Source organism: Trinickia camelliae (assembly GCF_053525655.1).
Genome location: NZ_JBCHAA010000005.1, coordinates 28,033 through 51,584 on the forward strand (window position 1 = coordinate 28,033; position 23,552 = coordinate 51,584).

At 63.2% G+C, this 23,552-nt stretch carries 18 protein-coding genes and 1 tRNA gene; 14 read left to right on the plus strand and 5 right to left on the minus strand.

Annotated elements, in window-relative coordinates; genetic code table 11:
- The first annotated feature begins 44 nt into the window (after positions 1-44).
- From AAHK20_RS10385 to AAHK20_RS10395, 3 genes are all read left to right on the plus strand, one after another.
- Positions 45-1,496, plus strand: a complete 1,452-nt coding sequence (locus AAHK20_RS10385; protein WP_449181373.1) for an aldehyde dehydrogenase — start codon at positions 45-47, stop codon at positions 1,494-1,496.
- A gap of 248 nt (positions 1,497-1,744) precedes the next feature.
- Positions 1,745-3,181, plus strand: coding sequence for an MFS transporter (locus tag AAHK20_RS10390; protein ID WP_449181374.1), 1,437 nt, complete (start codon positions 1,745-1,747; stop codon positions 3,179-3,181).
- Positions 3,182-3,374: 193 nt separating this feature from the next.
- A complete protein-coding gene (locus AAHK20_RS10395) occupies positions 3,375-4,850 on the plus strand; it encodes an eCIS core domain-containing protein (RefSeq protein WP_449181375.1) in 1,476 nt (491 codons plus the stop codon).
- 142 nt (positions 4,851-4,992) lie between these two features.
- On the opposite strand, the gene AAHK20_RS10400 is transcribed toward AAHK20_RS10395, so the two are convergent.
- The 4 genes from AAHK20_RS10400 to AAHK20_RS10415 form a co-directional block, all read right to left on the minus strand.
- Positions 4,993-5,067 (minus strand) — tRNA-Val (locus AAHK20_RS10400).
- A 72-nt stretch (positions 5,068-5,139) separates the two neighbouring features.
- On the minus strand, positions 5,140-5,874 hold the full coding sequence (gene dnaQ, locus AAHK20_RS10405) for a DNA polymerase III subunit epsilon (RefSeq protein WP_449181376.1): 735 nt from the start codon (positions 5,872-5,874) through the stop codon (positions 5,140-5,142).
- Positions 5,875-5,933: 59 nt separating this feature from the next.
- The gene (gene rnhA, locus AAHK20_RS10410; RefSeq protein WP_449181377.1) at positions 5,934-6,380 is read right to left on the minus strand and encodes a ribonuclease HI; all 447 of its coding nucleotides are present in this window, start codon (positions 6,378-6,380) and stop codon (positions 5,934-5,936) included.
- Positions 6,370-7,215 (minus strand): class I SAM-dependent methyltransferase, encoded by an 846-nt coding sequence (locus AAHK20_RS10415; RefSeq protein WP_449181640.1) that lies wholly within the window; start codon positions 7,213-7,215, stop codon positions 6,370-6,372. Before AAHK20_RS10415 ends, rnhA begins: the two co-directional genes overlap by 11 nt.
- Positions 7,216-7,234: 19 nt before the next feature.
- Between AAHK20_RS10415 and gloB the strand changes: the two genes are divergently transcribed.
- The 6 genes from gloB to AAHK20_RS10445 all read left to right on the plus strand — a co-directional run bounded on the left by gloB (position 7,235) and on the right by AAHK20_RS10445 (position 16,117).
- On the plus strand, positions 7,235-8,038 hold the full coding sequence (gene gloB / locus AAHK20_RS10420; RefSeq protein ID WP_449181378.1) for a hydroxyacylglutathione hydrolase: 804 nt from the start codon (positions 7,235-7,237) through the stop codon (positions 8,036-8,038).
- Positions 8,039-8,198: 160 nt separating this feature from the next.
- Positions 8,199-9,866: a transglycosylase SLT domain-containing protein gene (locus tag AAHK20_RS10425; RefSeq protein ID WP_449181379.1), complete on the plus strand. Its 1,668-nt coding sequence runs from the start codon at positions 8,199-8,201 to the stop codon at positions 9,864-9,866.
- 530 nt (positions 9,867-10,396) lie between these two features.
- A complete protein-coding gene (carA, locus tag AAHK20_RS10430; RefSeq protein ID WP_449181380.1) occupies positions 10,397-11,551 on the plus strand; it encodes a glutamine-hydrolyzing carbamoyl-phosphate synthase small subunit in 1,155 nt (384 codons plus the stop codon).
- A gap of 167 nt (positions 11,552-11,718) precedes the next feature.
- A complete protein-coding gene (gene carB / locus AAHK20_RS10435) occupies positions 11,719-14,973 on the plus strand; it encodes a carbamoyl-phosphate synthase large subunit (RefSeq protein ID WP_449181381.1) in 3,255 nt (1,084 codons plus the stop codon).
- A 142-nt stretch (positions 14,974-15,115) separates the two neighbouring features.
- Positions 15,116-15,592: a transcription elongation factor GreA gene (greA, locus tag AAHK20_RS10440; protein WP_137333036.1), complete on the plus strand. Its 477-nt coding sequence runs from the start codon at positions 15,116-15,118 to the stop codon at positions 15,590-15,592.
- Between the two features lie 51 nt (positions 15,593-15,643).
- Positions 15,644-16,117: a DUF4149 domain-containing protein gene (locus tag AAHK20_RS10445; protein ID WP_449181641.1), complete on the plus strand. Its 474-nt coding sequence runs from the start codon at positions 15,644-15,646 to the stop codon at positions 16,115-16,117.
- Positions 16,118-16,190: 73 nt separating this feature from the next.
- Here AAHK20_RS10445 and AAHK20_RS10450 read toward each other — a convergent pair whose 3' ends face one another.
- Positions 16,191-16,721, minus strand: a complete 531-nt coding sequence (locus tag AAHK20_RS10450; protein WP_449181382.1) for a YhbY family RNA-binding protein — start codon at positions 16,719-16,721, stop codon at positions 16,191-16,193.
- Between the two features lie 198 nt (positions 16,722-16,919).
- On the opposite strand from AAHK20_RS10450, the gene AAHK20_RS10455 reads away from it, so the two are divergent.
- The 5 genes from AAHK20_RS10455 to pstS all read left to right on the plus strand — a co-directional run bounded on the left by AAHK20_RS10455 (position 16,920) and on the right by pstS (position 23,463).
- Positions 16,920-17,582: an RlmE family RNA methyltransferase gene (locus AAHK20_RS10455; RefSeq protein WP_449181383.1), complete on the plus strand. Its 663-nt coding sequence runs from the start codon at positions 16,920-16,922 to the stop codon at positions 17,580-17,582.
- 193 nt (positions 17,583-17,775) lie between these two features.
- Complete coding sequence (ftsH, locus tag AAHK20_RS10460) at positions 17,776-19,665, plus strand: ATP-dependent zinc metalloprotease FtsH (RefSeq protein ID WP_449181384.1); 1,890 nt, start codon at positions 17,776-17,778, stop codon at positions 19,663-19,665.
- An 89-nt stretch (positions 19,666-19,754) separates the two neighbouring features.
- Positions 19,755-20,651: a dihydropteroate synthase gene (gene folP / locus AAHK20_RS10465; RefSeq protein ID WP_449181642.1), complete on the plus strand. Its 897-nt coding sequence runs from the start codon at positions 19,755-19,757 to the stop codon at positions 20,649-20,651.
- 27 nt (positions 20,652-20,678) lie between these two features.
- Positions 20,679-22,037: a phosphoglucosamine mutase gene (gene glmM / locus AAHK20_RS10470; RefSeq protein WP_449181385.1), complete on the plus strand. Its 1,359-nt coding sequence runs from the start codon at positions 20,679-20,681 to the stop codon at positions 22,035-22,037.
- Between the two features lie 394 nt (positions 22,038-22,431).
- Positions 22,432-23,463, plus strand: a complete 1,032-nt coding sequence (gene pstS, locus AAHK20_RS10475) for a phosphate ABC transporter substrate-binding protein PstS (protein WP_449181386.1) — start codon at positions 22,432-22,434, stop codon at positions 23,461-23,463.
- The last annotated feature ends 89 nt before the right edge of the window (positions 23,464-23,552 follow it).

A 23,552-nucleotide genomic window follows, 5' to 3' on the forward strand; every position in this document is an offset into this window, starting at 1 on the left:
CGGTCCGCCGCCGTCCGACCAAGAACAACTCTCAGGAGACACACATGCACCAGATTTCGATGCTGATCGACGGCGAGCACGTCCGGGCGAGCAACGGCGCGACCTTCGAGCGCCGCAATCCGCTCGACGGCGAGATCGCCTCGCGCGCGCCCGCCGCCACGCTTGAAGATGCGCGACGCGCCGTGCAGGCGGCGTCGATTGCGTTTTCCGGCTGGGCGGCGATCGGGCCGACCGAGCGCCGTCATCTGCTGATGCGCGCCGCCGATGCGCTAGAGGCCAAGGCCGACGCGTTCGCCGCGGCGATGGCCGCCGAGACCGGCGCATCGCGCATCTGGGCCGACTTCAACGTGCATCTGGCGGCCGAGGGCTTGCGCGAGGCCGCGGCGTTGACGACGCAGATCGCGGGCGAAGTGATTCCATCGGACGTGCCCGGCAGCCTCGCGATGGCTGTGCTCCAGCCCGCGGGCGTCGTGCTCGGCATCGCGCCATGGAACGCGCCGGTGATCCTCGCCGTGCGCGCGCTCGCGCTGCCGCTCGCGTGCGGCAACACGGTCGTGCTCAAGGGTTCGGAGTTGTGTCCGGCGACGCACGGGTTGATCGCCGATGCATTGAGCGAAGCGAGTCTGCCCAAGGGCGTCGTGAACTTCATCACGAACGCGCCGGACGACGCCGGCGCCATCGTCGATGCGCTGATCGCCGAGCCGGCGGTGCGGCGCGTGAACTTCACCGGGTCGACGCGCGTCGGCAAGATCATCGCGGCGGCCTGTGCGAAGCATCTGAAGCCAGCCGTGCTGGAGCTGGGCGGCAAGGCGCCGTTCATCGTGCTCGACGACGCCGACCTCGACGCGGCGGTCGATGCTTGCGCATTCGGCGCGTTCGCGAATTCCGGGCAGATTTGCATGTCGACGGAACGGATCATCGTCGCGGACCCGATCGCCGATGCGTTCGTCGAGCGGCTCGCGGCGAAGGCGCGTGGCTTGCCGCTCGGCGATCCGCGCAAGGGGCCGGTCGTGCTCGGCTCGGTGGTCGACATGACGACGGTTGCGCGCTGCAACGCGCTGATCGACGACGCGCTTGCGAAGGGCGCGCGGCTCGTCTGCGGCGGCAAGGCCGACAGCACGCTGATGCCCGCCACGCTGCTCGACCACGTGACGCCCGCGATGCGCATCTACGCGGAGGAGTCGTTCGGCCCGGTGAAGCCGATCGTGCGCGTGCGCGGCGACGACGAAGCCATCGCCTGTGCGAACGACAACGAATACGGTCTGTCGTCGGCGATTTTCAGCCGCGACATCGCGCGCGCGATGCAGCTGGCGAAGCGAATCGAATCGGGCATTTGCCACATCAACGGGCCGACGGTCCACGACGAGGCGCAGATGCCGTTCGGCGGCGTCAAGTCGAGCGGCTTCGGGCATTTCGGCGGCAAGGCCGGGGTGGCCGAATTCACCGATCTGCGCTGGATGACGGTGCAGACCGCGCCGCGCCGGTATCCGTTCTGAGTCGACGCGCCGATGAAAATCGATACGCCCGGCGCCGTCGCGATTGGCTCGCTGTTCGGCGGGCCGCTCGTCGACGGCGCCGGTTTTGTTACTCAAAACGATTAGTTATGCAGATCGAATCACGGCACGCCGCCGCGATAGGCCATGACGCATCGTTTCCACAGGCGGCCGATGGCCGCTCATTGCAACGTCAGAAGAGCGCCAGCCGGATCGAGGCGCCAAACAGGGAACAGGGAAGGAGACAATCAATGACGCATCGTGCGCGGCAAGACTCAGCTGCGGAAATTTCAAATGAAGGACAAGGGCTGTCGCAACGCCCGGGCAACGGATCGACAGCACGTTCAACGCCCGCCGCGGCACTCGACATCGGACGTGTGCTCGACGACGGGCCCTTCACGCCGATCCAAAAGATCGCGGTGCTGCTCGCGGCGCTGTCGATCGTGCTGGATGGATTCGACGGCCAGCTGATCGGTTTTGCGATTCCGGTCCTGATCAAGGAGTGGGGCATCACCCGCAATGCGTTCGCGCCGGCGGTGGCAGCCGGGTTGATCGGCATGGGCATCGGCAGCGCGCTTGGCGGCGTCTTCGCGGACCGTTACGGAAGGCGCTCGGCGATCCTCGCGAGCGTCGTGACGTTCGGCGCGGCCACTTGCGCGATCGGCCTGGTCAATAGCGTGGCGATGATCGCGGCCCTACGTTTTATCGCCGGGCTCGGCATCGGCGGCGCGCTCCCGACGGCGACCACGATGACCGCCGAATTCACGCCGGCGCGGCGTCGCACGCTGGCCGTCACCGCGACCATCGTGTGCGTGCCGCTCGGCGGCATGCTGGCTGGCTTCTTCTCGAGTCACGTGTTGCCGCATCACGGTTGGCGCGCGCTGTTCTTCATCGGCGGGGCGCTGCCGCTCGGGCTGGCCGTGCTGCTGTTCGCCGCGCTGCCGGAATCGCCGCGCTTTCTTGCGCGCGTGCCAGGACGCTGGGACGAATTGCGTGCGCTGCTCGCGCGCATGTTCCGGCCGACACAGGCGAACACGTCCTTCGCGGATGCGACAGAGCAAAAGGCCGACCAAAAAGGCGGGACTCGCGCCGGATTCGGCGCGTTGTTCGAGCCGGAGCGCCGCCGCGACACGCTCGCGATCTGGTGCGCGTTCTTCATGTGCTTGCTGGCGGTTTACAGCGCGTTCAGCTGGTTGCCGACGATGCTGGCCTCCGAAGGGCTCGATGTTGCGGTGGCGGGCAGGGGGCTGACGGCGTACAACCTCGGCGGCGTGCTTGGCGCGCTGTGCTGCGCAGTGGCGATCACGCGCTTTGGTTCGCGCTGGCCGCTCCTGCTGTTCGCGGCTGGCGGTGCGGCGACCGCGTTCATGCTGCGCGAAGTCAAGGTGGCGGAGCATACGGGCTGGCTCGTGCTGGGCCTGGGTCTGCACGGTCTGTTCGTGAACGCGGTGCAGTCGACGATGTACGCGCTCTGCGCGTTCGTCTACCCGACGGTGGTTCGCGCGACGGGGACGGCGGCCGCGCTTGCGTTCGGGCGGCTCGGCGCGATTCTTAGCGCGTTTGCTGGGGCGATCGTGATTACGGCAGGCGGTGCGCCGTTGTATCTGGGGATGCTGGGCGTGGCGATGTGTCTGGTTTGCGTCGCGCTGATGGCGGTCAAGCGGCACATTGCGCCGTTGCGGGGGTAGGGGAGCAGCCCCGGCGCGCGTAGGGCGTTCGTTTTCTAGTCAGACGAATAGTGTGCTAATTTCTGGGCAGTTTGCATGCTGCCTCAGCCGCACTTGCTTTGCCCTGGAGCAGCCCGCGCCGCGACGGCGCGCTAACGGGCCTGTCGCCGGCGTCAGATCGGCGTGGACAGGCCCGAAAGTTCGAGGTGCTCGCATGGCAATTTCCCGCCTTAGCATGCAGCGAAAAACGCACGGCCTCGAGGCGCATGATCCCGCCGGGAGGCCCCGCGCGCCGATTTCCGACACGGTTGCGCCTATGACGTCGATGGGCAGCTACCACTACGTCGATCACCCGCTCCAGCTTCGCGCGAGTTCGTCTTCTGACGCGCAGACCGGGTTTCACGGCTTGACCGCGAGACCCGCGACGACATTGCCGCGCGAGAACGGCAACGGTTTGCCGACTAGGTTGAAATCGGGCATCGAGCAGTTGTCGGGGATCGCGATGGGCGATGTCAAAGTCCGCTACAACTCCCCCAAACCGGCTGACCTCGATGCGCTGGCCTATGCGCGAGGGGCGATGATTCATCTCGGGCCAGGGCAGGAGGCTCATTTGCCGCATGAGGCATGGCACGTCGTGCAGCAACGTCAGGGCCGTGTCATGCCGACTATGGCGTCGCGTGGTGTCGCCATCAATGACGATCGCGGGCTGGAAAGCGAGGCCGATCGTATGGGCGCGCTCGCGATGAAGACGGCTGCAAGCCCCGAACTTCCGTACGCGCGGCCAGTGGGTGCCACCGCTGCAGCGGCGGCGCCCGTCGTGCAGCGACGCGTGGGTGGCTCGCTGGCGCGCGGCACCAGGGTTCGGGACCGGAAGACGGATCGCGCCTGCTATATCGTCAGGCTGTCTGATTCGCACCGCGAGACCTATATCGTGACGTTCGACAGCGATGTGGATCGGCGCGAAGACGAGGAGTATCGATCGTTTGATCAGCTGGACCCGATTGAGGAATCCGTTAGAGAGGAGAAAAAGACGGCTCGGAAGTCAGAGCCCGGCGATGGCCTCAAGCGAAAATCGAGCAGGTCGAAGAAAAAGTCGAAGAAAAAGTCGAAGAAAAAATCCAAGAAAGACAAGAAGAAAAAGAGGAGAAGGAAGGACAGACCCGTCGAGAGCGACACGGAAAGCGACTCGTCGTCGGAGGATGAAGTTGAGCGTGCCTTGGCATCCTCTGCTTCGCCTCTTGCATCCGCTTTCATTGGGCCGCCCGGGCCGCCGGACCTGATCGGTCCGCAACCCAGCGCGAGCACGGCGGTCGTCGCCCCCCTGGCGGCGCCGGCTCCTAAAGCACCGGCAAAACGCATGCCCGGGCCTACGTTTCCACCAACCGCGACGGCTTCGAGCAGCACTTCGATTAGCGAGTCGGAGCTGGACTATCTCAAGGACATGTGCAGAAGAATTGGCCCGACCACACTCGGCGGTCGTGAGGTTGTAGATGGAATCCTGCACGGCGGCGTCGGTATTAAAAAGCTACAGACGCACTCGCATGTGTGGTACACCACCGACCTCGGCGCCCACATCTATGCGAAAGATGGGAGGATCGCGCAGATTGAAGGGGCGGGGCGGGCCTCGATGACGAAATCGATAGGCGGAGTTGAAATTCCTAGTCACATTAGCGGCAAAGTTCGCCGCTAATAGTTCAGGATGCCTGCAAAGGAGCGAGCCGTTTCAAACGAAGGTGGGCCAACTTTAATTGGCGGCACAATGAAAAAAGCCCACGCATTTCTGCGTGGGCTTTTTAATCTTCGGTGCTTGTCTTTACCAACACCAGGAATTCTGGTGGGTAGTACTGGGATCGAACCAGTGACCCCTGCCGTGTGAAGGCAGTGCTCTACCGCTGAGCTAACCACCCGAAGAGAGGCGAATTATGTCAGAGCTTCGCGGTCTCGTAAAGCACTTTTTAAGCGACTAGCGTATCCGCGGCTTAAGTCGCGTCGGCTGACTCCGCCGGAGCAGGTTCGCGCCGCCAGACGCTTGTTCCCTTGAGCGCTTTGTCGAGATCGTCGAGCACCGCTTGATGCGCCGATAGCTCATCTTCGCTCGCCGCCACCACGGGCAGCGCAAGCGACTCGAACGCCACGCGCGGCCCGGCTTCGCCGCCTTCCGTTGCCGCCTCGCCGAGCATATCGATGACGAGGCTTTCCTGGCCGCGCGTCATCGCCAGATACACCTCCGCGAGCAGCTCGGAGTCGAGCAGTGCGCCGTGCAGCGTGCGGTGCGCGTTGCTGATGCCGAAGCGGTCGCACAGCGCGTCGAGCGAATTGCGCTTGCCCGGGAACATCGACTTCGCGCGCACGAGCGTATCGATCACCTCGCCGCAGGTCTCGGTGAAAGCCGGCAGGCCGAGCAGCGCGAATTCGGCGTCGAGAAAGCCAAGGTCGAATGGCGCGTTGTGAATGATGAGTTCAGCGTCACCGAGGAAGTCGCGCAGCTGATCGGCGATCTCGGCGAACTTGGGCTTGTCGCTCAGGAATTCAGTCGTCAGCCCGTGGACGGCCAGTGCGCCCGGGTCGCTGTCGCGCTCCGGGTTGATGTAGAAATGCAGGTTGTTGCCGGTCAGCCGGCGGTTCATCAGTTCGACGCCGCCAATTTCGATGATGCGGTCGCCCGTGCGCGCATTGAGGCCGGTGGTTTCAGTGTCGAGAACGATTTGGCGCATGGTGTCGGATAGCTTGGTTCTTCAGTTGAGGTCAGTGAGGGATGGGCGGCGCGGGGCGCTCAGCTTTCGGCGAGCGTGGCCACGCCGCGGTTCGCGAGCGCGTCGGCGCGCTCGTTCTCGGGGTGACCCGCGTGGCCCTTGACCCAGCGCCACTCGATCTCATGTTGAGCGACGAGCGCGTCGAGCCGCTTCCACAAGTCGGCGTTCTTCACCGGGGTTTTTGCCGCGGTCATCCAGTTCTTTTTTTTCCAGCCGTGGATCCACTCGCTGATGCCTTTTTGCACGTATTGCGAATCGGTGTGGACGATCGCCTTGCACGGGCGTTTCAGCGCTTCGAGAGCGGCGATCACCGCCATCAGCTCCATCCGGTTGTTCGTCGTCGATGGTTCGCCGCCGAAGAGTTCTTTTTCCTGCGCGCCAAAGCGCAATAGCGCGCCCCAGCCGCCAGGGCCGGGGTTGCCCTTGCAGGCGCCGTCCGTGAAGATTTCGATGAACTCAGGTGTCATATTTCCGGGTGGTATGGGTTTTCTGGGTGGCCGCGGGCGTGAGCCCCGGCGCCAAGACCGGCTTCTTCACCTTCACCGCGCCTACGAGGCGCATGCCGCGCACGCGCTTGATCGCGGTGACCATGTAGGACGCGCCGAAGATCGGCCACCAGCGGTCGCCGGCGGCTTCCATGAACGCATAGCGCGTGAGCCACTTGTCGGTGGCGAGGGGCGGACGATAGCAGCCGAAGCGTCCGCGTTCAAGTTCGAAGCCGAGCAGCTTGATCCAGTCCTTGAGCCGCGTGAACGCGATCAGGTCGTGAGCGGCCGGCACGAAAGGGCGCCCCGCCATCTTGCCGAACGATTGCCGCGCGCCCCACAGGCTCAGCGAATTGAAACCGAGGATGATCAGCTGGCCTTCGGGCATCAGCACGCGCTCGGCTTCGCGCAGCAGACGGTGCGGATCGCTCGTGAATTCGAGCGTGTGCGGCATCACGATCAGATCGACGCTCTGCGCTTCGAACGGCAGATCGAGCAGGTCGCACCAGACGGTCGCGCGGCCGTCGGGCGCGTGACGGTCGCTGGGCGTGGCCGATTCGCCGTTGCCCGCGAGCGAACTCGCGCGCGGGTACTCGTACGGCGCGCTCGCGCCGCTGGCGGCATCGAGGACCAGGCCGCGGCACGGCATCCGGTTCTCGCGCAGCGCGTCGAGCTGGGGCAGCCCGAGCTGCAGCGCGTGGTAACCGAAAACGTTGGACACGACCCGGTCCAGCTGCGCTTGCTCCCATGCGAGCACATAGCGTCCAGGGGGGGAATCGGTCCAGGCGGGCCAGTCTATAATCGATCGATCAGGCATATAAATATTGGCGTCGCCTATGAAATCGCTGGAATACGTGCCGGTGCCGGCATTTGAAGACAACTATATCTGGCTCGTTTCCGACGGGCACGACGCGTTTGCCGTCGACCCGGGAGAGGCTGCCCCAGTCCGCGCGTATCTCGCGAAGCGAGGCTGGCGACTGACCGCTATTTTACTCACCCACCATCATCAGGACCACGTCGGCGGAGTGGCCGAGTTGCTGAGGACTCAGCCCGCGTCGCTGCCGTTGGCCGTGTACGGCCCGGCCGGCGAGGCGATCGACCACTTGACCCAACGCCTGCGCGGCGGCGACCACGTGCGGATCGAGTCGCCGGCCGCCGAATTCACGGTGCTCGACGTCCCGGGTCATACGAGCGGCCATATCGCGTACTTCCAGGCTGCCGATCCGCGCGGCACGCCGCACGTGTTTTGCGGCGATACGTTGTTCGCCTGCGGCTGCGGACGGCTGTTCGAGGGCACGCCGAATCAGATGCTCGCGTCGCTCGACGCGCTCGCGGCTTTGCCCGGCGCGACCGAAGTGCATTGTGCGCACGAATACACACTGTCGAACATTAAGTTCGCACTCGCGTGCGAACCGGACAATACTGATCTGCATGCTTGGCGCGAAGAAGCGCTGGCGCGACGCGCGCGCAATGAGCCGACTTTACCGACCACGATTGCTCATGAACGCGCCGTCAATCCGTTCTTGCGGGCGGACGTCGCAGCGGTTCAAAACACGCTTGCGGAGCAACTGAATGAAACGGTGCCGGATCGGCTGACCTCGTTCACGTTGATGCGCGAGTGGAAAAATCGATTCCGCTGACGAAATGACAAATTCGGGGACAAGTTCATCCCGAACCTAGGGAATGCGAGGCAACTCTCGGATTTAGCAGGTTTTTTTTCGTCTTTTTCTTATTGACGCAAAGGGCACAACTTACGTACTATCGCCTGCAATTTCCAGCCTTTGGAAGCAGAGACGTTCCATGCGATTTATTTTCAGCGCGCTATTGGTTTTGCTACTCGCCGCGTGCGCGAGTCAGGGCCCAACAGCGTCCAATGCAACAGCCGCCTCCGATCCGCAAGCCGTATCCGACACCCTCCGCAAGACCGCCGCCGCCAACGAAACCATCGATGTCGACAACAGCTCGGTTGACCAACTGAAGAGTCAAGATACCGATCTTTGGGGCCGCATCCGCCGTGGTTTTCAGATTCCCGATCTGCAAAGCGATCTCGTCGACATGCAGGCGAACTGGTATGCGCAGCGCCCGGATTACGTCCAGCGCATGACGGAGCGCTCGCAAAAATATCTGTATCACATCGTCGAAGAGCTCGAGGCGCGGAACATGCCGACCGAGCTCGCGCTCTTGCCGTTCATCGAATCCGCGTATAACCCGCAGGCGCTATCGGTTGCGAAGGCGGCGGGGATGTGGCAGTTCGTGCCGGGCACCGGCAAGACCTATAACCTCAAGCAGAACATGTGGCAGGACGAGCGCCGCGACGTGCTCGCGTCGACGAGCGCCGCGCTCGATTACCTGTCCCGTCTGCACGATATGTTCGGCGACTGGTATCTGGCGCTCGCCGCGTACAACTGGGGCGAGGGCAACGTGCAGCGAGCGATCGCCCGTAACCAGGCGGCTGGCTTGCCGACCGACTACCAAAGCCTGCGCTTGCCGAACGAGACGCGCAACTACGTGCCGAAGCTGCAGGCAGTCAAGAACATCGTGATGAATCCGCAGCAGTATGGCCTGTTGCTGCCGGACATCCCGAATCACCCGTATTTCGTCACGGTCACCACCTCGCACGACATCGACGTGACGACGGCCGCGAAGCTCGCGAACATGACGACCGACGAGTTCCGCTCGCTCAATCCGTCGTTCTCGAAGCCGGTCATTCTCGGCGCGACTCAGCCGCAGATCCTGCTGCCCTTTGATAACGCGAGCGCTTTCGAGCGCAATCTGAAGTCGTACAGTGGCCAGTTGTCGTCGTGGACCACGTACACGGTGGACTCGCGCACGACGCCTGCCGCGCTTGCCGAGAAGATTGGCGTCGACGCGGACACGCTGATGTCGGTGAACAAGATCCCGGCGGGCATGCGTCTGAAATCGGGCTCGACACTCGTCGTGCCGCGCAATGACGATGACGACGAAGACATCAGCGCCGACGTCGCCGAAAGCGCCGTTCTCGCTATGGAGCCGGACGTCCCCGATACGCGCAAGATGTTGATTCGCGTTCGTCGCAAGCAGGAGATGTCGGCTCTGGCGAGCCGCTATGGCGTATCGATCGGGCAATTGAAGGGCTGGAACAAGACGAAGCGCGATGTCGTGATGCCCGGTCAGGTGATCGTCCTGCACGTGCCGGTCGGCAAGGCCATGCCCGCCGAGCCCGGTCCGCAGAAGATCGCTACGTCGATGGCCGGCGGCCGCATCGAAAAGGTCGATGCGCAGGTTCCGGATTCGAAGAGTAATTCGCGCTACGATAGCAAGAAGGGTCGGGGTAAGGCGACGGTCAAGGCCGTCAAGGTGTCTGAGCCGGCCGGCAAGTCGAAATCGTCGAAAGCCAGCGGTTCGTCGAACTCGACCAACAAGGCGTCGAAGGCTGCAGCTAGCCGCCCGAAGACTGCGGCCGGGACGCAGAAGCAGAAGCAACAATAAGCGGCTCCCACGAAGGTGACGCCATGCGCTGCGGGGGCAGCGCGTGAATTGCGCTCCGATCACCTCTCGTTCTTTTCAAGCGCCGTCACGTGTGTGGCGGCGTTTTCGTTTTTGCGGCGATCTTCGTCGGGTGTACGATCGGCGCATCACGAATTGCGCTTCGCGGAGCGCGGCCGCGCGTTGAGCCGGCTTGCTAATGTCCGTCATATGGCTTCCGTCACCATTTCGCGATTGAGGGAAGACCCATTTCCCGCTATAATTTGAAAGTTTGCACTAATCAACCCGCACCCTAGCGCCTACCTTCTCCACACCGTTTATCCGCCGCAAATCGCGTGATTTGGCGTGCCGGAGCGTGCCGCCGAGGCGTCTGTACCACGGACTTCATCGAGCCCTCCCACGTCAGCCGCGGCAGCGAGCGGGCTCATCGCGCGCCCATTTTTGGGATGATTGCGCGAGTGCCGCGATTCCAGCGAGAGCCCGTGCGTCGGAGAGACAGGTCGGCAACAGGGTGTTCCCCCAAGGAGCCTCTCGTGTTGCCGTCTTTTTCCCCCGCCATACTCGCGCTTGCCGACGGCACGGTCTTTCGTGGCTATTCGATTGGCGCGCCCGGTCACACGATCGGCGAAGTTGTGTTCAACACCGCGATCACCGGCTATCAGGAGATCCTGACGGACCCGAGCTACGCGCGCCAGATCGTCACCCTCACGTATCCGCATATCGGCAACGTCGGCGTCAATGCTGAAGATGTCGAGGCGACGAAAGTCCATGCCGCCGGCTTGATCGTGCGCGATCTGCCGGTTCTCGCGTCCAACTTTCGGATGGAGCGCACGCTCTCGCAGTATCTGCAAGATGAGGGTGTCGTCGCGATTGCCGGCATCGATACGCGCAAGCTGACGCGCGTGCTGCGCGACAAGGGCGCACAAAGCGGCTGCATTCTCGCGGGCAGCGACGACGAGGCCAAAGCCATCGAGCTCGCGCGCTCGTTCCCGGGGCTCGCCGGGATGGATCTCGCGAAGGTCGTGTCGACCACGAAGCCGTTTGAATGGACCCAGACCGAATGGCGCTTGGGCGAAGGCTACGGCGCGCAGCGCACGCCGAAGTATCGCGTCGTGGCGTTCGACTACGGCGTCAAGCACAACATCCTGCGCATGCTGGCCGAGCGCGGCTGCCATGTGACGGTTCTGCCGGCGCAGGCGAGCGCGGCCGAAGCGCTGGCGCTCAATCCGGACGGCGTGTTCCTGTCGAACGGCCCTGGCGACCCTGAGCCTTGCGATTACGCGATTGCTGCGACCAAGACGTTCATTGAACGCGGTGTGCCGACGTTCGGCATCTGCCTGGGTCACCAGATCATGGGTCTCGCGGTCGGCGCGAAGACGATGAAGATGAAGACCGGTCACCACGGCGCCAATCACCCGGTGAAGGACTTGACCGATGGGCGTGTCGTGATCACGTCGCAGAACCACGGCTTCGCGGTCGACGCGGAAACGCTGCCCGCCAACGCGCGCGCGACGCACATCTCGCTCTTCGACGGCACGCTGCAAGGCTTCGAATTGACCGACAAGCCGGCGTTCTGCTTTCAGGGGCACCCGGAGGCATCGCCGGGTCCGCACGACATCGGCTATCTGTTCGACCGCTTCACCGCGTTGATGGACGCGAAGCGGGCCGGCAGCAGCGAAGCGGCCTAACGAAACTAGCACGCGGTAACGGCGAATTCCGCGGCGGCAGCGGCGGTGCGCGATAGATCGCGCACTCGCTCGAAGCGCCGCGCAAGCCGAATCGCACGAAATACGAGCGCGCGCCGCACGGCAGCGCGCCAACAGCAAGAACTCAGGAATCCATTAGCGAGAGCGTTATGCCCAAGCGGACAGACATCAAGAGCATCCTCATCATCGGCGCGGGTCCGATCATCATCGGCCAGGCGTGCGAGTTCGACTACTCGGGCGCGCAGGCATGCAAGGCGCTGCGTGAGGAAGGCTACAAGGTCATTCTCGTCAACAGCAATCCGGCGACGATCATGACCGACCCGAACACGGCCGACGTCACTTATATCGAGCCGATCACGTGGGAAGTGGTCGAGCGCATCATCGCGAAGGAGCGTCCCGACGCGATCCTGCCGACGATGGGCGGCCAGACCGCGCTGAACTGCGCGCTCGATCTGCATCATCACGGCGTGCTCAAGAAGTACAACGTCGAGCTGATCGGCGCGTCGCCGGAAGCGATCGACAAGGCCGAAGACCGTCAAAAGTTCAAGGACGCGATGACGAAGATCGGCCTGGGCTCGGCGAAGTCGGGCACGGCGCATTCGATGGAAGAAGCGCTGAAGGTGCAGAACGAAATCGCGGCGGCGACGGGCGGCATGGGTTACCCGGTCGTGATTCGTCCGTCGTTCACGCTCGGCGGCTCGGGCGGCGGCATCGCGTACAACCGCGAGGAATTCGAAGAGATCTGCAAGCGCGGCCTCGACCTGTCGCCGACTCGCGAACTGCTGATCGAAGAGTCGCTGTTGGGCTGGAAAGAGTATGAGATGGAAGTCGTCCGCGACAAGAAGGACAACTGCATCATCGTTTGCTCGATCGAAAACCTCGACCCGATGGGCATTCACACGGGCGATTCGATCACCGTCGCGCCCGCGCAAACGCTCACCGACAAGGAATACCAGCTGCTGCGCAACGCGTCGCTCGCGGTGCTGCGCGAGATCGGCGTCGACACGGGCGGCTCGAACGTGCAGTTCTCGATCAACCCGCAAGACGGCCGCGTCATCGTGATCGAGATGAATCCGCGCGTGTCGCGTTCGTCGGCGCTGGCTTCGAAGGCGACCGGGTTCCCGATTGCGAAGGTTGCGGCGAAGCTCGCCGTCGGCTACACGCTCGATGAGCTCAAGAACGAAATCACCGGCGGCCAGACGCCGGCGTCGTTCGAACCGACGATCGACTACGTCGTCACGAAGATCCCGCGCTTCGCGTTCGAGAAATTCCGCGAAGCCGATCCGCGCTTGACGACGCAGATGAAGTCGGTCGGCGAAGTGATGGCGATCGGCCGTACGTTCCAGGAGTCGTTCCAGAAGGCGCTGCGCGGCCTCGAAGTCGGCGTCGATGGCCTCGACGAAAAGACCGCGAGCCGCGACGAGATCGTTCGCGAGATCGGCGAAGCCGGTCCCGACCGCATCTGGTACGTCGGCGACGCGTTCCGCATCGGCATGAGCATCAAGGAGATCTTCGAGGAAACCGCGATCGACCCTTGGTTCCTCGCGCAGATCGAACAGATCGTGCTGAAGGAAAAGGCGCTCGCCGGCCGCACGCTCGCGAGCCTGTCGAAAGACGAGCTGCACTACTTGAAGCAAAGCGGTTTCTCGGACCGGCGTCTCGCGAAGCTGCTCGGCGCCAAGCCCGCCGATGTCCGTACGCGCCGTATCGAGCTGAACGTGCGTCCGGTCTACAAGCGCGTCGATACCTGCGCCGCGGAATTCGCGACGAAAACCGCCTACATGTACTCGACGTACGAGGAAGAGTGCGAGGCGCAGCCGACCAACAACAAAAAGATCATGGTGCTGGGCGGCGGCCCGAACCGGATCGGGCAAGGCATCGAGTTCGACTACTGCTGCGTGCACGCGGCGCTCGCGATGCGCGAAGACGGCTATGAAACGATCATGGTCAACTGCAACCCCGAGACCGTTTCGACCGACTACGACACGTCCGATCGCCTGTACTTCGAGCCGCTGACGCTCGAGGACGTGCTCGAAATCGTCGACAAGGAAAAACCGCTCGGCGTGATCGTCCAGTACGGCGGCCAGACGCCGCTCAAGCTCGCGCTCGATCTCGAAGCGAACGGCGTGCCGATCATCGGCACCTCGCCGGACATGATCGACGCCGCCGAAGACCGCGAGCGCTTCCAGAAGCTGCTGCAAGACCTGAACCTGCGCCAGCCGCCGAACCGCACCGCGCGCGCCGAAGACGAAGCGCTGAAGCTCGCCGACGAAATCGGCTATCCGCTCGTCGTGCGTCCGTCGTACGTGCTGGGCGGCCGCGCGATGGAAATCGTCCACGAGCCGCGCGACCTGGAACGCTACATGCGCGAGGCCGTGAAGGTGTCGAACGATTCGCCGGTGCTGCTCGACCGCTTCCTGAACGACGCGATCGAGTGCGACGTCGACTGCATTTCCGATGGCGACGCCGTGTTCATCGGTGGCGTGATGGAGCACATCGAGCAGGCGGGCGTGCACTCGGGCGATTCGGCATGCTCGCTGCCGCCGTACTCGCTGTCGAAGGAAACCGTCGCCGAGCTCAAGCGCCAGACGGGCGCGATGGCGAAGGCGCTGAACGTGGTCGGCCTGATGAACGTGCAGTTCGCGATCCAGCAAGTGCCGCAGGAAGACGGTTCCGTGAAGGACGTGATCTATGTGCTCGAAGTGAACCCGCGCGCCTCGCGTACGGTGCCGTACGTCTCGAAGGCGACGAGCCTGCCGCTCGCGAAGATCGCGGCGCGCGCAATGGTCGGCCAGAAGCTCGCGGAGCAGGGCGTCACGAAGGAAGTCGAGCCGCCGTACTTCAGCGTGAAGGAGGCCGTGTTCCCGTTCGTGAAGTTCCCGACCGTCGACCCGGTGCTCGGACCGGAAATGCGCTCGACCGGCGAAGTGATGGGTGTCGGCCAGACCTTCGGCGAGGCGCTTTTCAAGTCGCAGCTCGCTGCGGGTTCGCGTCTTCCCGAGTCGGGCACGGTACTTTTGACCGTGATGGATGCCGACAAGGCGAAGGCTGTCGAAGTCGCCCGCATGCTGCACGAGCTCGGCTACCCGCTCGTCGCGACAAAGGGCACTGCGGCGGCGATCGAAGCTGCTGGCGTGCCGGTGAAGGTCGTGAACAAGGTGAAGGATGGCCGTCCGCACATCGTCGATATGATCAAGAACGGCGAGATCGCGCTCGTCTTCACGACCGTCGACGAAACGCGCGCGGCCATTGCCGACTCGCGTTCGATTCGCATGAGCGCGCAGGCGAACAAGGTCACGTACTACACGACAATGTCGGGCGCGCGTGCCGCGGTGGAGGGTTTGCGGTACCTGAAGAACTTGGAAGTCTATGATTTACAAGGACTCCACGCTCGCCTAAACTAAGACCTCGACAATCTGTCCAACCCATCGATGCCGCGGTTAAGCGGCGTCCCGCCGGGCTGCAGCGCGTGTTCGCATGCGGCGCCCGGCGGGATGCACTTAACCGCGGTGCTTTTTTATTGCCGTTTTTTTGTTACTGAATGCTATGAGCACGATTCCATTGACGAAGCGTGGCGCCGACCAATTGCGCGACGAACTGCAACGACTGAAATCGGTCGAGCGTCCGTCGGTCATCAATTCCATCGCCGAGGCGCGCGCGCAAGGCGACTTGTCGGAAAACGCCGAGTACGACGCTGCGAAAGAAAAGCAGGGTTTCATCGAAGGCCGCATCGCGGAGATCGAATCGAAGCTGGCTGCGGCGCAAGTGATCGATCCGTCCGCGCTCGATGCGGAAGGCCGCGTCGTGTTTGCGGCGACCGTCGAACTCGAGGACCTCGATTCGGGCAATTCCGTGACTTATCAAATCGTCGGCGACGATGAGGCCGATCTCGAACATGGCCTGATCTCGATCAGCTCGCCGATTGCGCGTGCGCTGATCGGCAAGTTCGAGGGCGATGTCGCTTCGGTGCAGGCGCCGAGCGGCGTGCGCGAGTACGAAATCATCGCAGTCCGCTACGTCTAAGGGCGAGCGCACGTGTCTCCGGTTCCTCATCGCCTGTTCCGGCTGTTGACGATGATCTGGGTCGGCAGTCAGCTGACCATCGGGTATGCGGCGGCGCCTACGTTGTTTGCGATGCTCGACCGGATCTCGGCGGGGGCTGTGGCCGCTCAGCTTTTCCGTATCGAGGCGATCGTCGGCGTGGTATGCGGCGTGTTGCTGCTCGCGCTCGGCAATTTGCTGGTGCGCCGCGGCGTGACGGCCTATCGACGGCTGCGCTGGGCGTTGGCCGGTATGCTGATCTGCGTACTGCTGGGGTACTTTGCGTTGCAGCCGTTCATGAACGCACTGCGCGTTGCGGCGCTTGCAGAAGGCACCGATGTCGGCCACTCGGCCTACGCAGCGCGTTTCGGCATGCTGCACGGCGTGTCGAGCTTGTTTTACCTGATCGAGAGCCTGCTTGGCCTCGTCCTCGTGTGGAAGTTGCCGGCTGGTGACGGTGTGACGGAGAGGGTGGGCATCGGCGCATCCAAGAGCGCGGTTCATTGACGCAGCGCGGTGGGCCCGGTCCAGCTGCGGGCGTCGGCGCGGCGCACATTCAGCACGCCGCGCATCATTCGATTTACTTCACGCTTTGATGCGAGCGCTTCGCGCTCGTCTGCCGCTTTTTAGCGCGTTTAACAGTGCCGCCTGCCGTCACGCGCTCATTGCCGCGAACGACCAGTTTTTGCGGGCGCGGGTGGCGCACCGGATTGTCGGGCGTATGTTTCACGACTTTGACGACGCGCGGCGCGGCGCCGCGTGTGGGTTTTTCGCCGGCGGCTTCGCGCGCGCTCGGCAAACCGGCTCCGCGTTTCGTCTTCACGGCCGGCTCGACCGCTTCCGGCTTCCAGATGACGAGCAGCTTGCCGATGTGCTGGACCGGCGCCGCGCTTAATCGATCGCAGATCTCTTCATAGATCGCGACGCGTTCTTCGCGCTCGTCGCCGAACACGCGAATCTTGATGAGCTGGTGAGCAGCGAGGTGGACCTTGATTTCGGCCAGCACGGCGTCAGTCAGTCCTTCGGCGCCGATCAGCACGACCGGTTTGAGCGCGTGTGCTTGGGAACGCAAGTCCGCGCGTTCGGCGGGGGAGACTTTGAGGGCTGGCATAGGGAAACTGGACGACTCGACTAAAATGATGGGCCCGCACGGCACGGCGGCGGAAGGCCGCGAGCGATACATGCGGCGCGGCGGCGCATCAGAACAACGTAGAATCGCGGATTGCCGCTCGGAAGCCGGCAGCCGCGCCGATAAGACGCGTATTATCCGCTAAAAGCGCGGCATCACGCAGCAAGAGTTCAACTGTTAATGGCAAAAAACCGCTTCAATCAATCGTGGCTGCACGACCACATCAACGACCCGTACGTGAAGATGGCGCAGCGGGAAGGCTATCGCGCGCGAGCTGCCTACAAGCTGAAGGAAATCGACGAGCAGGACAAGTTGATTCGTCCGGGGCAGATCATCGTCGACCTGGGCTCGGCGCCGGGCAGCTGGAGCCAGTACGCGCGCAATAAGCTCGCGCAGAGTGCGCGGCGCGATGCGGTCCGCGACGGCGGGATCGACGGCACGATCATTGCGCTCGACATGCTGCCGATGGAGCCGATCGCCGACGTCCATTTCATTCAAGGCGACTTTCGCGAAGACAGCGTCCTGAGCCAATTGGAAGAAGTCGTCGGCGGACGCAAAGTGGATCTTGTAATTTCGGACATGGCGCCCAATCTGTCGGGAGTGGCGGTGGCCGATGCGGCGCGAATCGAGCATGTATGCGATCTCGCGCTCGAATTCTCCCAAAACCACTTGAGGCCGGATGGCGCCCTTTTAGTCAAGTGCTTTCACGGCAGCGGTTACAGTCAGATTGTCGAAAAATTCAAGCATCAATTTAAGACGGTTGCCGCACGCAAGCCGAAAGCGTCGCGGGACAAATCGTCGGAAACGTTTATTTTGGGTAGGCACCTGAAACGCCCGGCGTAAAGGGCACGAAGTGCGGTGGGTCGAGGTTCTGCAGAAAACGTGAAAATACCGCGAAAATGCCGTCGGAACAGGCCGGCAAGCTATGTGAGCGGTAGAGAAACGCTATGGCAGGGCCCCCCGGTCTGGATTAGAATGGCTTGATAGCGCCGCAAGGAAAATGTAGGCGCGTGGTCTTCAGTGAAGGAGTGGTGCTTTGAACAACAATATGTTTTCGAAGGCAGCAGTGTGGCTGGTCATCGCACTGGTGCTGTTTACAGTGTTCAAGCAGTTCGACAAGCCCCGCGTCCAGGAAGGCGTCTCGTATTCGCAGTTCATGGACGACGCCAAGAACGGTAAGGTCAAGACCGTCATCGTCCAGGGGCGGAATCTCACGGTCACTCCAGCAGACGGTCAGAAATATCAGATCGTTTCGCCCGGCGACATCTGGATGGTCGGCGACCTGATGAAATATGGCGTGCAGGTGAGCGGCAAGGCTGACGAAGAGCCGAACGCGCTCGTGTCCGCGCTGTACTACCTCGGGCCGACGATCCTGATCATCGGGTTCTGGTTCTACATGATGAGGCAGATGCAGGGGGGCGGCAAAGGCGGGGCCTTTTCGTTCGGCAAATCCCGTGCGCGCCTGATCGACGAGAACAACAACGCCATCAATTTCACGGACGTCGCCGGCTGCGACGAAGCTAAAGAGGAAGTGTCGGAGCTCGTCGACTTCCTGCGTGATCCACAGAAATTCCAAAAGCTCGGTGGCCGCATCCCGCGCGGCGTGTTGCTGGTAGGCCCTCCGGGTACCGGTAAGACGCTGCTCGCCCGGGCGATCGCTGGCGAAGCGAAAGTGCCGTTCTTCTCGATTTCGGGTTCGGACTTCGTCGAAATGTTCGTCGGCGTGGGCGCGGCCCGCGTGCGCGACATGTTCGAGCAGGCTAAGAAGCACGCACCTTGCATCGTGTTCATCGACGAAATCGACGCGGTCGGCCGTCATCGCGGCGCCGGCATGGGCGGCGGCAACGACGAGCGCGAGCAGACGCTAAATCAGATGCTCGTCGAAATGGACGGCTTCGAGGCGAACTCGGGCGTCATCGTGATCGCGGCGACCAACCGTTCGGACGTGCTCGATAAGGCGCTCTTGCGTCCGGGCCGCTTCGACCGCCAGGTGTATGTCGGCTTGCCGGATATTCGCGGCCGCGAGCAGATCATGAAGGTGCACCTGCGTAAAGTGCCGATCTCGAACGACGTCGATGCGGCAGTGATCGCGCGCGGCACGCCGGGCTTCTCGGGCGCGGACCTCGCGAACCTTGTGAATGAAGCCGCGCTCTTTGCGGCGCGCCGCGGCAAGCGAATTGTCGAGATGCAGGACTTCGAAGACGCGAAGGACAAGATCTTCATGGGCCCGGAGCGCAAGTCGGCGGTGATCCGCGAAGAGGCGAAACGCGCGACGGCGTACCACGAGTCGGGCCACGCGGTTATCGCGAAGCTGTTGCCGAAGGCCGATCCGGTTCACAAGGTCACGATCATTCCGCGCGGCCGTGCACTCGGCGTGACGTGGCAACTGCCTGAGCACGACAACGAAACGTACTCGAAGGACTATCTGCTGGACCGCCTGGCGATCCTGTTCGGCGGCCGCGTTGCCGAAGAGCTGTTCCTGAACCTGATCAGCACCGGTGCGTCGGACGACTTCAACAAGGCCACCCAGACGGCCCGCGCGATGGTTGCCCGCTTCGGCATGACCGATGCGCTGGGACCGATGGTCTACGTCGACGACGAAAACGATGCTTCGCCGTTCGGCCGCGGCTTTACGCGGACCATCTCGGAAGCGACGCAGCAGAAGGTCGACTCGGAAATCCGCCGCGTGCTCGACGAGCAATACAGCTTGGCGCGTCGCCTGCTCGACGAAAACCGCGATAAGGTCGAGGCGATGACTGCTGCGCTGATGGAGTGGGAAACGATCGACGCCGATCAGATCAACGACATCATGGAAGGCCGTCCGCCGCGTTCGCCGAAGAGCTCGCCTAGCGACAACACGTCGTCGGGCAGCAGCGGCAGCGCCGGCACCGAAGTCAAGCCGGGCAGCGCCACCGCACCGGCGTGATTTTCCGCGCAATCGAATGACGGGCTGGTGTGATTTCACACCGGCCCGTTTTTTCGTTTATCCGAGTTCCCACCTGCTTGTTCTCCGTCGTGTCGCTCGCCGATTTCTCCAGCTCTGTTGTTCCCGAACCGCTGCAATGCGGCCGGTTCACATTGACCTTCGAACGCCCGCTCGTCATGGGCATCCTCAATGTCACGCCCGATTCGTTTTCCGATGGCGGCCGTTACGTCGAACGCGGCGAAGCGCTGCGGCAAGCGGAACAGATGCTCGTGGATGGCGCGGACATCATCGATATCGGCGGCGAATCGACCCGCCCAGGCGCGCCTCCGGTGCCGCTCGACGAGGAACTCGAGCGCGTCGTGCCGCTCATCGAGGCGTTGCGCGATGCGAACGTGCCATTGTCAGTCGATACCTATAAGCCGCAGGTGATGCGCGAGGCGCTCGCTGCGGGGGCCGATTTGATCAACGATATCTGGGGTTTTCGGCAGGAAGGCGCTATCGACGCGGTGCGCGATAGCGGCTGTGGGCTGTGTGTAATGCACATGTTAGGTGAACCGCAGACAATGCAGCGCGGCGAGCCGTCTTATAGCGATGTGGTCGCCGACGTGCGCGCGTTTCTCGAAGCTCGCGTCAAGGCGTTGATGGGGGCGGGCGTCGCGCGTGAGCGCATTAGCGTCGATCCAGGCTTCGGATTCGGCAAGTCGGCGATCGAGCATAACTACGCGCTGCTTGCGCATTTGCCGGAGACGGCGCCGCGTCCGACTGTCGGCGCGAGGCCGTTTCCCATCCTCGCTGGCATGTCGCGCAAGTCGATGCTGGGGGCGGTGATCGGGCGTCCCGCGCCGGAGCGCGTCGCGGCGAGCATCGCGGCGGCAGTGTGCGCGGCCGAACGGGGCGCCGCGATCGTGCGCGTGCATGATGTCGCGCAAACCGTGGACGCGATGAAAATTTGGGCCGCCGTGCGCGATGCGACACGACGCGGCTGAGTCAGTCGATTAGGAGAATTTTTCAACATGGCACGTCGCTATTTCGGTACAGACGGCATTCGGGGCAAAGTCGGCGAGGCGCCCATCACGCCGGATTTCGTGTTGCGGCTTGGGTATGCGGCAGGCAAGGTGCTCGCCGGCGCGGACAACTGGGCGAAGACGGGCACGCGCCCCACGGTGCTGATCGGCAAGGACACGCGCGTCTCGGGCTATATGCTCGAAGCCGCGCTCGAGTCGGGTTTCTCGGCGGCAGGTGTCGACGTGATGCTGGCCGGCCCGATGCCGACCCCCGGCGTCGCATATTTGACACGTGCGCTGCGGCTTGCGGCCGGCGTCGTGATCAGCGCTTCGCACAACCCGTATTTCGACAACGGCATCAAGTTCTTCTCGGCCGACGGCAATAAGCTGCCGGACGACGTCGAACTGGAAATCGAGAAGCAGCTCGACGGTCCGCTCGAATGCGCGCCTTCCGAACGTCTCGGCAAAGCGCGCCGGCTCGACGACGCCGCCGGCCGCTACATCGAATTCTGCAAGAGCACTTTCCCGGCGGCGTTCGATCTTCGTGGGATCAAGCTCGTCGTCGATTGCGCGCACGGCGCCGCGTACGACGTCGCGCCGCACGTCTTCCATGAGCTCGGTGCGGATGTCATTCCGATCGGCGTCGCGCCGAACGGTTTCAATATCAACGACGGCGTCGGCGCCACCGCGCCCGATGCGCTGGTGCGGGCGGTGCGGGCGAATCGCGCCGATCTCGGCATTGCGCTCGACGGCGACGCGGATCGTCTGCAGGTCGTCGATGCGGCGGGCCGCCTCTACAACGGCGACGAGCTGTTGTATGTGCTGGTCAAGGACCGCATCGCGACGCATGGCAACGTACCCGGCGCGGTCGGCACGCTGATGACGAATATGGCGGTCGAAGTGGCCCTCGAGCGCGAAGGCGTGAAGTTCGTGCGCGCGGCGGTCGGCGATCGCTACGTGCTCGAAAAACTGCGCGAGCACGGCTGGCAGCTCGGCGCGGAAGGCTCGGGGCATATCCTGTCGCTCGACCGGCATTCGACCGGTGACGGCATCGTCTCGGCGCTGCTCGTGCTCGCAGCGATGAAGCGCAGCGGCCGCTCGCTCGCCGACCTGCTCGAAGGCGTCACGCTGTTTCCGCAGACGCTTATCAATGTCCGCATGCGGCCGGGCGCCGACTGGAAGGGCAGCAATGCGATCAAGGAAGCGATTGGCGATGCGCAGCGTGCGCTCGGCAGCGCGGGCCGCGTGTTGATTCGAGCCTCGGGTACAGAGCCGGTGCTGCGCGTGATGGTGGAAGCCGAGCGTGCCCCGGATGCGCTGCAGCACGCGGAAAGCATCGCGCGCGTGGTGAAGGAAGCCACAGCCTGAGCGGCGCACACGCGCCGGCAAGTAGCCTGCTAGCGGGGGCCAGGAGTGCGCCAAACTGTCGCACCCCTGGCCCCATGAGCTTTCATCTGCTCATTGGCTTTTTTTGAAAGCCGCGTCCGTCTGTTTCAAGCGAGCTATGCGAGAACGGACAAAACCTTGTCTATATAGAATCCCGTCTTTGGGATTGTCACATTTCCCGCCAGGCGATTTATCGTCTAGTCTCTACAGACAGCACCCAACTTCGCCTTACATAAGCCTAACATCGGCTAATTTCCTTTCATGTCGGTAAAGTTTCTGTCACAGTTTCTTCACCGATAGTCATATTACTGTCACGGAGAGGCCCTAACCTTCGCGGTGTCGCAAATTACCGCTCACACCACCTGGAGGTTGTCTCATGAAATTGATGCAAACCGCGTTTGCTGGCTTGGCTAGCGCGCTCTTCGCGATCGCAGCGCAAGCCGCCGACATCACCGGCGCGGGCAGCACCTTCGCAGCACCGATTTACACGAAGTGGGCCGACGCCTACGCGAAGTCGGGTGGCGGCAAGGTCAACTACCAAGGCATCGGTTCGTCGGGCGGTATCAAGCAGATCAACGCGAAGACTGTTGACTTCGCCGGCTCGGACGCCCCGCTGAAGGACGACGAACTGGCCAAGGCCGGCCTGTTCCAGTTCCCGACGGTCGTCGGCGGCGTGGTGCCGGCTATCAACCTGCCGGGCTTCAAGCCGGGCCAGATCGTGCTGTCGGGCCCGGTGCTCGGCGACATCTATCTGGGCAAGATCAAGAAGTGGAACGACCCGGCGATCGCTGCGCTGAACCCGGGCGCCAAGCTGCCTGACACGGACATCGCTGTGGTCCGTCGCGCTGACGGTTCGGGCACGTCGTTCATTTGGACGAACTACCTGTCGAAGGTGAACCCCGAGTGGAAGACGAAGGTCGGCGAAGGCACGACCGTCAACTGGCCGACGGGCACGGGCGGCAAGGGCAACGACGGCGTCGCAGCCTTCGTGCAGCGTCTGCCGGGCGCAATCGGCTACGTGGAGTGGGCCTACGCGAAGCAGAACCACATGGTCTACACGGCTATGAAGAACGAGACCGGCGCGGTCGTTCAGCCGGACACCGAAACGTTCAAGGCCGCTGCTGCTGGCGCGGACTGGAAGAAGTCGTTCTACCAGATCCTGACGAACGAGCCGGGCAAGGACGCATGGCCGGTCGTCGGCGCGACGTTCGTGCTGCTGCACACGACGCAAGACAAGCCGGAGCAAGGCACGGAAACGCTGAAGTTCTTCGACTGGGCGTTCAAGAACGGTACGCAAGCCGCGAACGATCTCGACTACATCTCGCTGCCGGAATCGGTTGTGACGGAAATCAAGACGCAGTGGAAGGCAAAGGTCAAGGACGCTTCCGGCAAGGCAGTTGCTGAGTAATACAAGGCTTTCGGCCAGCCGCGGCGCCAGTTGAACCGGCACTGCGGCACATCGTGATCCGCCGCCCAGTCCTCGAAAGAGGCTGGGCG